Genomic DNA, 11,986 nt, shown 5'->3' with positions numbered 1-11,986 from the left:
CGTGGAGATCTACCGAGCAGTCGTCGCCCGGGTGCGGCCCCTCACCGCGTCCATGATCCGTGTCACGCTGACCGGCGGCGACCTGCCGGCGTTCACCTCGACGGGGGTGGGCGACGAGTACGTACGGCTGTTCTTCCCGCACGGCCCCGACCGTCACGACCTGTCCCTGCCGGTCCCGACCGAGTCGGGCTGGGAGACCCCCGAGGGGCGTCCCACCGCGCCCATGCGCACCTATACGATCCGCGCGGTGCGGCCCGAACCCGGCGAGATCGACATCGACTTCGTGGTGCACGAGCACGGGGTGGCCGCCGGCTGGGCGGCGGCGGCGCAGCCGGGTGACCCGATCGGCCTCAACGCCCCCACCGGGCTCTACGACCCGCCCGAGGACGTCGTCCGCCAGATTCTGGTGGCGGATCTGACGGGACTGCCAGCTGTCGCGCGGATCCTGGAGAACACCCCGGAGCACATCGCCACCCGGGTGATCCTGGAGGTGCCGGACAAGGCATCGGAGCAGGCGCTTCCGGCCCACCCCCGGGCCAGGGTCACCTGGACCCACGGGGGCAACGGCCACTCCCCCAGCCGGCTGGCCGAACTGGTCACCACGGCACTGCCCGGGGAGAGCGACCTCACGGGGACCTATCTCTGGACGGCGGGCGAGACCACCGCTCTGCGCTCGGTGCGCAAGCACCTCCGCAGGACGCTCGGCCTGGACTCCAGCCGTTTCAAGGTGGTCGGCTACTGGGTCCCCGGTTCGGACACCTGGACCGAGCGCTGGGAAGCTCTCCCGGCGACCGTGCGGGCGGAGCTGGAAGCCCTGTGGGAGGCGCCGACGGACGATCTGGAGGATGTCACGATCGTCTACGAGGACCGGCTGAGCAATCTGGGTCTCTGACCCGGAGACGGGCCCGCCGGTCACGGGCGGGCCCGCTCCCCGGCCGTGCGCTCAGTTCGGCGGGGTGCCCCGGCCCGCAGCAGCTCGAACACGGCGGAGAAGCTGTCCTGCCCTCGGCCGTCGGCCGCCCGCCGGTCGAGCAGCGCCTTCAGCGGGGCGTGTACGTCCCCGGCCACACCATGGGCCCCGCCGAGCCGGATGAGGGCGTCGACCGCGGCGCGGTTGAGGTCGATCGTGGAGACCCCGTCCGCGTACGCCCCCGATGCCGCCTCCCGGGCCAGGTCGGGCAGGAAGTCGGCCATGCCCCGCAGCCATTGGGCGGCGAGCGGCGCGAGGGTCTCCGGGGAGGTGCCCACCGCGTCGAGGACGGCGGCGGAGTGCAGGAATCCGGCGAGCGCCGCGTATCCGGTGCCCAGCACGGCGAGGTTGTGGATCTCCGCGGCTCCGGGGTCCGGGCCGGACCAGTGCGCCGGGGCCATCACTTCGAGCGCGGCCCGGAAGCGGTCGAAGGTGTCGCGGGCACCGCTGTAGAGGAAGAAGCCCGAGGAGGTCGCGACGGTCCGCGGAAGGGCCAGCATGGCCCCGTCGAGATAGCCGGCGCCGTGGGCGGCGGCCCATTCGGCCAGTTCCCGGGCCTGTTCGGGGGCGCAGTTGGCGAGATTGACCAGGGTGCGTCCGCGCAGCTCGGCGGCGGCCGGGGCGAGGGCGCGGCGGACCGCGTCACGGTCGAGCAGCGGGGCGAGCACCAGCGGGCCGGCCGCCACGGCCTCGGCGGCGCCGGGCGCCCGCACGGCGCCCCGGGCGACGAGCGGTCCGGCCTTCGAGGCGGTGCGGTTCCACACGGTCACCGGATGGCCGGCGTCGAGATACGCGCCGGCTATCGCGGTGCCCATCCGGCCCAGGCCGAGGACGGTCACGGGCTGCTTCGGGCGCTCAGACACGGGTGCCGCCCTTGGCGATCGTCTCCACGACACTCGCGATGCCGCTCGCGCCGGAGCCGTCCGCCGCGGCCCGGGTCAGCAGGGTCCGGAAGAGGCCGGGCACATCGGTGCCGATGCCCTCGGCCCTGCTGGTCTCCAGCAGATGGTCCATCGCGGCGGCGTGCACCTCCACGGTGCCGTCGTCGTCCGGGAAGCGGCCGTCCTCGATCTGGCGGGCGTGCTCGGTCATCAGCGAGAGGACGAACGGCAGGTGTCCCCGTACCACCTCGGCGAAGGCCGTGGGCTCGACACCGGCCGTGCCCACCAGGGCGACGGAGTGGTAGAAGCCGGCCAGCGCGCCCCAGATCACGCCGAACAGCGCGGTGTCGTACACGGGGGCGAGCGCCGGATCGGCGCCGAGGTGGACGGTGTTGCCCAGGCTCGACAGCACGTCCCGGTGGGCGGTGAAGTCCGCGGGGGAACCGCTGAGGACGAAGAGCGCCTCGGGGCGGCCGACCAGCCGGGTACCGCTCATGGCGGCGCCGTCGAGATAGCCGGCGCCGTGGCCGGCCGCCCAGCCGGCCATCCGGGTCGCCTCACCGGGGGTGCCGGAGGTCAGATTCACCAGCACCCGGCCGCGCAGCGTGTGCGCCACCGGCGCCAGCAGTGCCTCGACGGCCGGGTAGTCCGGCAGGCAGACCACGACCAGCGGGCTCGCGGCGACCGCGGCTCCCACATCGGCCGCCGGGGCCGCGCCCTGCGCGGCGAGCGCGGCGGCCTTCGCCCCGGTGCGGTTCCACACCGTCGTCGTGTGACCGCCGGCGAGGAACGCCTGGGCGAGCCGGGTCCCCAGCTGTCCCAGGCCGATCACCGACACCGCGCTCGGCCCGTGGTTCCCGTTCCCGTGCTCCGTCGTGGTCATGTCCGGCTCCTGATTCGTACTCGGCCGCTGTCGCCGGGCCGGTGTCTCCGGCCGTGTTCTCACTCTGGCCGTCCGCGCTGTCGGAGTTCTGTCGGCCGGCTGTCGGACCTCCCCCACGAGGGCGGCGGATACCGTGCGGCCATGTACTTCTCCGTACTCGGCCCGCTCACCGTCCGCACCGCCGCCGGCGACCCGGTCGCCGTCCCCGAGGCCAAGGTGCGCGCACTCCTCGCCGCCCTGCTGATCCACGCGGAACGGACGGTCCCGGCGGACCTGCTCGTGGACCATCTGTGGGGCGACCGGGTGCCCCGCAATCCGGCCGGGGCGCTGCACACCAAGGTCTCCCGGCTGCGCGGCGCCCTGGAGCGGGGCGAGAGCGGGGCCGGGGAGCTGGTGGAGTCGAGAGCGCCGGGGTACGCGCTGCGGGCCGGGGAGAAGGACGTGGATCTGCGCCGGTTCACCGGTCTGACCGCCGCCGCGCACGGCACCGACGACCCGCGCGCCAGGGCGGATCTGCTCACCGAGGCCCTGGCGCTGTGGCGGGGGGACGCCGCCTTCGCCGGTCTGGGCGATGCCGAGTTCCTGCGCGCCGAGGCCGACCGGCTGGCGGAACAGCGGCTGACGGCGCTGGAGACACTCGCCGAGGCCCGGCTCGCACTGGGCGAACACCACACACTCGCCGATGAGCTCGGCGAGGCGACGGCCCGCCACCCGCTGCGGGAGCGGCTCGGCGCCGCCCGTATCCGGGCGCTGTATCTGGCCGGGCGGCAGTCCGACGCCCTGGCCGCCCACCGGGAGCTGCGCGGACTCCTCGCCGATGAGCTGGGGGTGGATCCCGGCCCGGAACTGACCGCCCTGCACCGGGCGATCCTGGAACACGACGGCACGCTGGTGCCGGCTCCGGCCGGCCGGAGCCGGGGCGGCGGTCCGGTGCCGGCCCCGCTCACGGAGCTGACCGGCCGGGACGCGGCGGTGACCGCGATCACCGGACTGCTCGCCACAGCACGGCTGGTGACCCTGACCGGCCCCGGCGGGGTCGGCAAGACCCGGCTGGCGGAGGCGGTGGCGGCCGGGGTCGCCGACGGCTTTCCCGACGGCGTGCGGATGGTGCCGCTGGCCGGCTCCATGAAGCCGGCCGAACAGCTGAGCGCGGCCCTGGGCATACGCGAGGAGGGCGCGGCGGGCCCGGTGGAGGCGCTACGCTCCCGGCGGCTCCTGCTGCTGCTCGACAACTGTGAACATGTCGTCGACGCGGTGGCGGATGTGATGCGCCGGATCCTGGCCGCCGCTCCCGGGGTCACCGTCCTGGCCACCAGCCGGGAGCCGATCGGGCTGGCCGGGGAGACCGTGTGGACGGTGCCGCCGCTGTCCCAGTCCGACGCCGAGCGGCTGTTCGCCCGGCGGGCCGCGGCCGCCGCGCCCGGTTTCGCCGTGACGGCGGAGAACGCGGCGGCGGTCGCGGAGATCTGCCGCCGTCTGGACCGGCTCCCGCTGGCCCTTGAGCTGGCCGCGACCCGGGTGCGCGCGCTGGGCGTACGGGAGATCGCCGCCCGGCTGGACGACCGGTTCCGTCTGCTGGCGGGCGGGCGGCGCGGGGTGCCCGCCCGCCAGCGGACACTGCGGGCGGTGATCGACTGGAGCTGGGAACTCCTGGGCGACGACGAGCGGGCGGTGCTGCGCCGGCTGTCGGTCTTCGCCGGCGGCTGCACCCTCGACGCGGCGGAGACGGTGTGCGGCTCCGGGCTCGATGTGCTGGATCCGCTGATCCGGCTGGTGGACCGCTCCCTGGTCACGGTGGACGACGGCCCCCGGTACCGGTTGCCGGAGTCGGTGGCGGCGTACGCCCTGGAACGGCTCGCGGAGGCGGGCGAGACCGGGGCCGTCGGGGAGCGCCACCACTCCTTCTGCGCCGGGCTGGTGGAGCGGGCGGCGGACCGCCTCCGCGGTCCGGAGCAGCGGCACTGGCTGACCCGTCTCGACGCCGAGAGCGCCAATCTGCGGGTCGCCCTGGAGTGGGCGGTGCGCACCGAGGACGCGGCCGGGGCCGCGCGCATCGCACTCGGCTCGGCCTGGTACTGGTTTCTGCGCGGCCGGCTGAGCGAGGCCCGCCGGTCGCTCGGGGAGACCCTGCGGATCACCGGTGAGGACCGGGCCGGTCCGCGGTCCCGGCTTCTTCTGTGGCACCGGGGCTTCGCCCTGCTCGCCGGGGAGGCCCGGAGCGAACCGGCGGCACCCGTGCCGGCGGCGGAGGGCGACCCGGCGGGCCATGCGCGGGTGGTGTGGTTCCTCGGGCATGCCTGTCTGCGGGCCGGGGAGGATCTGGCGCGCAGCGAGGTGCTGGTGGAGCGCGCCCTGGCGTGCTTCCGCCCGGCCGGTGACCGCTGGGGAACCGCCGCGGCGCTGAGCACCCGGGCCGGCCAGGCGCTGCTGCGGGGCGACCTCGGCGCGGCCCGGAGCGGCGCGGCCGAGGCCGATGCGCTCTTCCGGGAACTCGGCGACGCCTGGGGGCTGCTGCAGACCTCCTATCCGCTGGCCACGCTGGCCGCGATCACCGGTGACTACACGGACGCCGCCCGGCTGCACGAGACCGGGTTCCGGCTGGCCGAGGAGCTCGACCTGGGCACGGATGCCGCCGACCGGCTCACCGGACTCGGCCGGGTCGCGCTGCTGACTGGTGACTTCTCGCGGGCCGAGGCCCTCCACCGTTCGGCGATGGCGCGCTCCGTCCGTCACGGTTACGCGGCAGGCGGGATCCACGCCGAGATCGGTCTCGCGCTCGGGGCCCGCCGCACGGGCGACCTCGACCGCGCCGAGCGGCATCTCCGCACCACCCTCGCCTGGCACCGGGAGGCCGACTTCGGGCCGGGACCCGCGCTCCTTCTCGCGGAACTCGGCTTCCTCGCCGAACAGCGCGGCGACAGCGCCGCGGCCCTCGCCCACCACCGCCGGGGCCTGGCCGCGGCGCGTGCCAGTGGCGACCCGCGGGCGGTCGCCCTCGCCCAGGAGGGCCTGGCCGGCGCCCATGCCCTCGCCGGGCGGCCGGTGCGGGCCGCCCGGCTGCTGGGCACGGCGGCCCGGGCCCGTGTCCGGTCCGGCGCCCCGCTGCCGGCGGGCGAGCGCGATGATGTGGACCGCGTCACCGCCCGGGTCCTCGCGGCGCTGGGCCGCGAGGTGTTCACCGCGGAGTTCGCCGCCGGGCGGCACCGGCGGGAGCCCGGCGGGTGACGGGGCCGGCACCGGCGGGAGCGCGGCGGGTGACGGGGGGGGCGGCACCGGTGTGCGGCGGCGCCCGCCCGGGTCAGGGGCTGGTGAGGATCACGAGCTCCCGGGTGGCCCGGGTCATCGCCACATAGCGGTCCACCGCTCCTTCGACGCCCTCGCCGAACCTGTGCGGGTCGACGAGGACGACCAGATCGAACTCCAGCCCCTTCGACAGCTCCGGGGTCAGCGACCGCACCCGGGACGTCGGCCGGAAGGCGGGATCGCCGATGACACAGGCGGTCCCGTCGGCGTTGGCGGCGAGCCAGGTGTCGATGACCGAGTTCAGCCCGGCCGCGGATCCACGGGCGACGGGGATCCCGCCGGGGCGGATGGAGACCGGCACATTGGCGTCCGGGAGCGCGGCGCGGATGACCGGCTCGGCCTCCGCCATGATCTCCTCCGGTGTGCGGTAGTTGACGGTCAGGGAGGCCAGCCGGATCCGGTCGAGGCCGACCCGTTCCAGCCGTTCCCGCCAGGACTCCGTGAACCCGCCCCTGGCCTGGGCGCGGTCCCCGACGATGGTGAAGCTCCGGGACGGGCACCGGGCCAGCAGCATCTGCCACTCGGCGTCGGTCAGTTCCTGGGCCTCGTCCACCACGATGTGCGCGAACGGTCCGGCGAGCGGATCCGGTTCGGATCCGGCAGGTGCGGAGTCGTCGGCCAGGGCGTCCCTGAGGTCCCTGCCGTGCAGCATCGTCACCACGCCCTCGCCGTCGTCATCGGCTTCGAGCAGGGCGTCGACGACCTGCGCCATCCGCGCGCGCTCGGCGGCGCGGGCGGCCTCGTGCCGGCGCAGGCGCCGCGCCGTGTCCGGGTCGCCGAGCCGCTGCCGGGCCGCGTCCAGGAGCGGCAGATCGGACACCGTCCAGGCCCGGGCGTCCTCGCGCCGCAGCCGCCGCACATCGGCGGGGCCGAGCCCGGGAGCGCACAGCCGCAGATAGGCGGGGACCGACCACAGGTCCGACACCAGGTCGGCCGCCTCCAGCAGCGGCCACGCGCGGTCCAGGGCCGTGCGCAGCTCCCTGTTCCGCCGGAGCGACCCGAGGAGGAGTTCGGCCGGGGCCTCTCCGTCGTGCTTCTCCGCCAGGATGGCGAGGAGTTCCTCCCGGATCTGCTCGCGCGCCTCATTGTGCGGGGTCCCGGGTCCCGCCGCCTCGAACGCCGCGGCCCAGTCGCCGGCGCTCAACGGGATGTCGGACCAGGGGGTGGTGACCGTCATCTCCCCGGCGGGCGGCTCCTCGTGGAACCGGACGGCCGGCTCGATCGCCCGCACCAGGTCGGCGGAGGACTTCAGGCGGGCGACCGCCGGATCGGTCTCGACGGCCGCGTCCGCGCCCTCGGGGACGAGGTCCCGCAGGGTGCAGATCCGTACGCCGTCCTCGCCGAGGCCGGGCAGGACGTCGGAGACGTACCCCAGATAGGGCTGGTGCGGACCGACGACCAGCACACCGCCGCGGCGCCGGCCGAGTCGCGGGTCGGAGTGGAGGAGATGGGCGGCGCGGTGCAGGGCGACGACCGTCTTGCCCGTACCCGGCCCGCCGTCCACGACGAGCGCGCCGCCGGATCCCGCGCGGATGACGGCGTCCTGGTCGGCCTGGATGGTGGCGAGCACATCGCGCATGCGTGCCGACCGGTCGCCGCCCAGGCTCGCGATGAAGGCGGACTGGTCGTCGAGCGCGGCATGTCCGGCGAAGCCGTCCGGGGTGAACACCTCGTCCCAGTAGTCGCTGATCCGGCCGCCGGTCCAGCGGTATCTGCGGCGGCTCGCGAGACCCATCGGGTTGGCGTGGGTGGCCCCGAAGAAGGGTTCGGCGGCGGGCGAACGCCAGTCGAGGAGCAGCCGGCGGCCGGTGCCGTCGGTCAGTCCGAGCCGGCCGATGTACACGGGCCCGGAGCCGTCCGCGCCCGCCATGTGACCGAGGCAGAGATCCAGACCGAAGCGGCGCAGGGTGCGCAGCCGGGCGGCGAGCCGGTGGATCTCGGCGTCGCGGTCCATGGCCTGCCGGCCGCTGCCGCCGGGGGACCTCCGCTCGGCGTCGAGCCGGCCGGTGAGCTCGGCGACGGTCTGGTCCAGGCACTCCGCGACGGCCGCGAAGTGCCGCTCGTCGGCGGCGATCAGCGCCGGGTCGGCCTTGGCGGAGAGACGCTCGGGCAGGTCGAACGCGGTGGTGGTGACGGGGGGTCGCACGGTGTTGACTCCGATCTGGGGCCGCGGGGGCCCTCGCGCACGGCAAGGCGTCCGAACCGCCGCCCCGGCCGGTGGGCGCAGGGGGGCCAGAGCGGTCGGCGGTTCGAATCGCCGGGCTCTTTCCGCAGGTCCCGGCTTCGGCCGCTGATTCTGCGGCATCACGGGGGCCTTGCCGCAAGGCCCCCTGTGAGCTATACCTTGAGAGCGGAAAGGAGCGGGTGCTCCCCCTTTCCCCTCCCTCCCCCACGATCGGCCTAGGTGAGCTCCGCCGCTCTGCTCGTGGCGCAGTGCTTCATCGCGTCCCAGATGCCGTCACCGAGGCTCTCGAAGAGCTTCTCCGGGTGGTCGCGGAGATAGCCCACGATGTCGTCCCACTTCTCGACGCCGAAGGTCAGGTCGAGGTCGAAGCCGACCAGATGGACACCGGCGAGATACGCGTCGCAGCCTGCCCTCAGCCGCAGACCGGCGCCGGTGCCGTCGATCCTCAGATCGAAGCCGCCGTGCGCCTTGATGCCGACCAGGGTGCCGCCGGCGACGGGAATGCCCCCGAGGAGGGCGCCCCGGGGCAGCTCGACACCGAAGTCCAGTCCGACGCTCGCGGTGGCATGCAGACCGCTCCCGGTGTCGAGCGTGCAGCCGACCTCCGACTCCAGGATGCCCAGGAGGCCGGCGTCGAGAGTGAACGCGAAGCCGTCGGAGCCGAGTTCCGCCTCGACGGCGGCGGATGCCCCGAGGAGGGCGACCCTGCCGGAGAGGGAGAGGATCTTCTCCGGCAGCCGGTGTTCCTTGATGCCCCGGGTGTCCAGGAGGTAATGCGGGCCCTTGGTGCCGTCCTTGTCGGAGAGGGTGAACCACTTCCCGATGGTGAGGGGCTGGGCGATGGCGCCGGCGGCGTACAGCCCGTCGTTGCCGACGCCGACCTCGAAACGCCAGTTGTTGCCGAAGAAGTCGATGTTCCCCTTGCCCTGACAGCCCTGGTCCCAGTGCTCCCCCAGCGGGCTGGTCCAGCCGCCGGGCACGGTCACGGCGCAGAACATCAGCTCGTGCAGCACGATCTTCGCCAGGAAGCCGAGCGCCTCCGGCGGCGGGAACACGATCGCCAGGATGTCCAGGAGCGAGACCCCCTTCCCGCTGTCGGCGGCGGCGAGGGAGAACCGGAAGACCGTCACGAAGGGCTCCGGTTCGAAGCCGCCGACCACATCGAGCTCCAGTGCGGCCGGGCCGACCGTGATGGAGCCGCCGATGCCCAGGGTGAGCCCGCTCGTACCGCCGCCGATCTGGGCCCAGAACGCCTCGATGTCGAAGCCCTCGATACCGAAGGCGTTCCTCCAGGCGGGCCCGTCCGGACCGGGGGCCGCGCCGTGGACGGGCCGGGCGGCGGCACCGGGGAGCGGCGGGGCGGGCAGGATCGCGCGGCCCTGTTTCTCCAGTGCGAAGGCGTACCGGTCCGGAGGGAGCCGGCCGGCGAACGCGCCGGGGCCGGCGGCGGCCTCAAGGGTGAGGAAGAGGGAGAACCCCTCCTCCGAGACGGCTCCGCCGGCCGCGAACCGCAGCAGTGTCGCGGGCGCCGAACCCATCGCGGGCACGGTGAAGTTCCATGAGGCGCTCAGCGCGATCCGCGGCTGGGCGGGCTGGATCTCCACCTCCAGGCCGCCGAAGCCCGAGCGCAGCCGCTGCTCGGCCACGGATGCCCTGAACACCGAATTCCGCACCGGTGACGCCAGCACGGCCTCCAGGCGGACACCGTCGGCGGCACCCTCGAACAGCGCGCCGAGCGGTTCCAGCGGTCCGGTGAAGGCGATCTCGGTGAAGAAGGTGAGGCCCTTGTCCAGGGCGGCCGGGAGAGTGTCCGGGGCGGAGTCCGCGTCGAGCGCGACACCGTCGGCCGAGCAGACGGCCAGACCCGACTTGGCGAAGGTGATGCCACCGAGGATGCCCAGCACTCCGGACCAGCCCGGGACCTGGTTCGGTGCCCAGGTCCAGCCGTCCTGCCAGAGGGCGGCGGCGAACAGGGTGCCGGAACCGCCCTTCGCCGCCTTGCCGGCGACCGTCAGCGCCGTGGAGCCGCCGAAGTCGACCGTGCCGCCGACGGTGAGCTCATGGCCCCCGCCGGCGTCGAACTCCCCCGCCTCCGCGCCGCCGAGGCGCACCCGCACCGAGGCGCCCCGCAGTCCGACCGCGGGCAGACCGTCGGGCAGGGGCACATCGGCACGGCAGGCGAGCCCTTCGAGCAGTGCGGTCAGATCGGTGTCCGGGAAGGTGCCGCCCAGTTCGAAGCCGCCGGGGAGGTGCCAGGCGGCGTCGAAGACCATGCCGCCGTCGCCCTCGGCCGGGCCGAGCCGGGCCCGCGCGGCGAGGGTGCCCGTGGTGCGCGCGTCCTCGCCCCCGGGGGTGGCCTCGTCCTTGCCGCGCTTCAGCTCCAGGGTCACCCGGTCGAGCCCGAGCCGCGCGGCTCCGATGCCGATGTGCCAGTCGGTGATCACGGTGGCGGAGAGTCCGTACTCGCCCCGGGTGGGCACGGCGGTGCCGTGGAACTTCGCCAGCGTCAGATCCGGTGCGCCGCTGAGGTCGGCCCCCGGGAGGAAGTGCCGGAGCACATCCGCGAGCCGCGCCGGTGTCTCCTCGTCCAGGGTCAGTTCGAAGCTGCCGGGCGGGATCGCCGCGCGGGCATGCAGGGCGACCGGGCCCGCCACGGTGAAGTCCCCGTATCCGGTGACACCGGCGGACCGGGTGGGCAGGAGCGGCGCGGTGACGGTCAGTTCGGCGCCGACGCCCGTCACGGCGAGATCGTCCCCGGCGACGGGCCAGGAGACCCCGGGCTCCGCGGCGGCCCGGAGGGTGATCGCGGTCAGGGCCTCGGCCGCGCCCCGGCCGGCCGCCGTCGTGTCGATGACGGCGTCGAGCCCGGCGATCCCGACGGCGTCCCCGAGAGTGAATCCCGCGCCGGTGAGCCGGTCGAGGGCCGCACCGCTGCCGTACCACTCCCGGAGGGCGCTCGTGTCCACCGCGCCGCCGGGCAGCACCTCCGCGCCGAGCACGATCTCCGTCCCGGCCGCGGGGACCGGAGCGCCGAGGGAGACCGTGACGCCCGGCGCCGGGTCGAGGTCCGCGATCAGCCGCAGCCCGTACGCGAGGGGCGGGCCGTCGCCCCGCGACCCGGCCCACAGGGAGAAGTACCCGCCGGTCCCGGCCCATGGTTCGGGTACGGAGCGCAGCGCGATGTCGGTGACGGTCCCGCCGCCGGCCGGACGGCGCTGTACGGGGCCGGTGAGCGAGAGGGCGGCACCCGGACCGCGCACCAGTGCGGCGAGGCCGCCGAGCGGCGCCGGGTCCAGGACCTCGGGCGCGTACAGGGTGACGCCCCGGTCCAGGGCGGGCAGTCCGTCGCGGGCGGGGCGGGGCACGGAGGTGAGCAGGAGCAGGGGGAGGCGGTCGCCGAAGGCGAGGCCGGCCAGGTCGCTTCCGGCGGTGTCGGGGAAGGAGACGGCGAGGGTCCAGCCGGCGGGGGTGGTGAGCGGGATGTGGAGGGTGGGGTCCCCGTCGACGGGGTCGAGGCCGAACTCGATGCCGGTGACCGGTGCGCCGGTGATGCCGAGGACGGTGAGTTCACCGCCGATCACGACGGTGGCGGTCTCCGGGTGGTCCTCGCGGTGCGGCGCGCCGACCGTGAGCACCGCGTCGTCGAGCCAGCCGCTGATCAGCGCGGCGGCCGGCCCGCTGCCGAGACCGGCCGCCGGGAGTGCGAGGGTGCCGCCGGCGGTGTACCGGTCGAGCAGGGCCTGGAGTTCGGTGAACCGCATGGG

General features: G+C 75.0%; 6 protein-coding genes. 2 read left to right on the top strand and 4 right to left on the bottom strand.

All coding sequences use genetic code 11. The features are described 5' to 3' along the window. Nucleotide 1: 1 nt before the first annotated feature. Nucleotides 2-892: a siderophore-interacting protein gene (locus AAFN69_RS06710; protein WP_347727376.1), complete on the top strand. Its 891-nt coding sequence runs from the start codon at nucleotides 2-4 to the stop codon at nucleotides 890-892. A 20-nt stretch (nucleotides 893-912) separates the two neighbouring features. Here AAFN69_RS06710 and AAFN69_RS06705 read toward each other — a convergent pair whose 3' ends face one another. Beyond that, nucleotides 913-1,833, bottom strand: coding sequence for an NAD(P)-binding domain-containing protein (locus AAFN69_RS06705; RefSeq protein ID WP_347727375.1), 921 nt, complete (start codon nucleotides 1,831-1,833; stop codon nucleotides 913-915). Continuing rightward, nucleotides 1,826-2,734, bottom strand: coding sequence for an NAD(P)-binding domain-containing protein (locus AAFN69_RS06700; protein ID WP_347727374.1), 909 nt, complete (start codon nucleotides 2,732-2,734; stop codon nucleotides 1,826-1,828). Before AAFN69_RS06700 ends, AAFN69_RS06705 begins: the two co-directional genes overlap by 8 nt. Nucleotides 2,735-2,875: 141 nt before the next feature. On the opposite strand from AAFN69_RS06700, the gene AAFN69_RS06695 reads away from it, so the two are divergent. After that, nucleotides 2,876-5,959, top strand: a complete 3,084-nt coding sequence (locus tag AAFN69_RS06695; RefSeq protein WP_347727373.1) for a BTAD domain-containing putative transcriptional regulator — start codon at nucleotides 2,876-2,878, stop codon at nucleotides 5,957-5,959. A 73-nt stretch (nucleotides 5,960-6,032) separates the two neighbouring features. Here AAFN69_RS06695 and helR read toward each other — a convergent pair whose 3' ends face one another. Both helR and AAFN69_RS06685 read right to left on the bottom strand, forming a co-directional pair. Beyond that, complete coding sequence (helR, locus tag AAFN69_RS06690) at nucleotides 6,033-8,183, bottom strand: RNA polymerase recycling motor ATPase HelR (RefSeq protein ID WP_347727372.1); 2,151 nt, start codon at nucleotides 8,181-8,183, stop codon at nucleotides 6,033-6,035. Nucleotides 8,184-8,437: 254 nt separating this feature from the next. After that, nucleotides 8,438-11,983 carry a hypothetical protein gene (locus AAFN69_RS06685; protein ID WP_347727371.1) on the bottom strand — a complete coding sequence of 1,182 codons (3,546 nt, stop codon included), beginning with the start codon at nucleotides 11,981-11,983 and terminating at the stop codon, nucleotides 8,438-8,440. Nucleotides 11,984-11,986: the final 3 nt, after the last annotated feature.

Origin of the sequence: Streptomyces sp. CAU 1734 (assembly GCF_039888735.1) — a bacterium.
Lineage (GTDB): Bacteria > Actinomycetota > Actinomycetes > Streptomycetales > Streptomycetaceae > Streptomyces.
Note: the sequence above shows the minus strand (reverse complement) of the source record. Positions and strands in the feature narration are given on the sequence as shown.

Bases quoted from the DNA above. Each gene is read 5' to 3' on its own strand.
- AAFN69_RS06700 (WP_347727374.1), bottom strand. From the start codon at position 2,734: ATGACCACGACGGAGCACGGGAACGGGAACCACGGGCCGAGCGCGGTG.
- AAFN69_RS06685 (WP_347727371.1), bottom strand. From the start codon at position 11,983: ATGCGGTTCACCGAACTCCAGGCCCTGCTCGACCGGTACACCGCCGGC.
- AAFN69_RS06695 (WP_347727373.1), top strand. From the start codon at position 2,876: ATGTACTTCTCCGTACTCGGCCCGCTCACCGTCCGCACCGCCGCCGGC.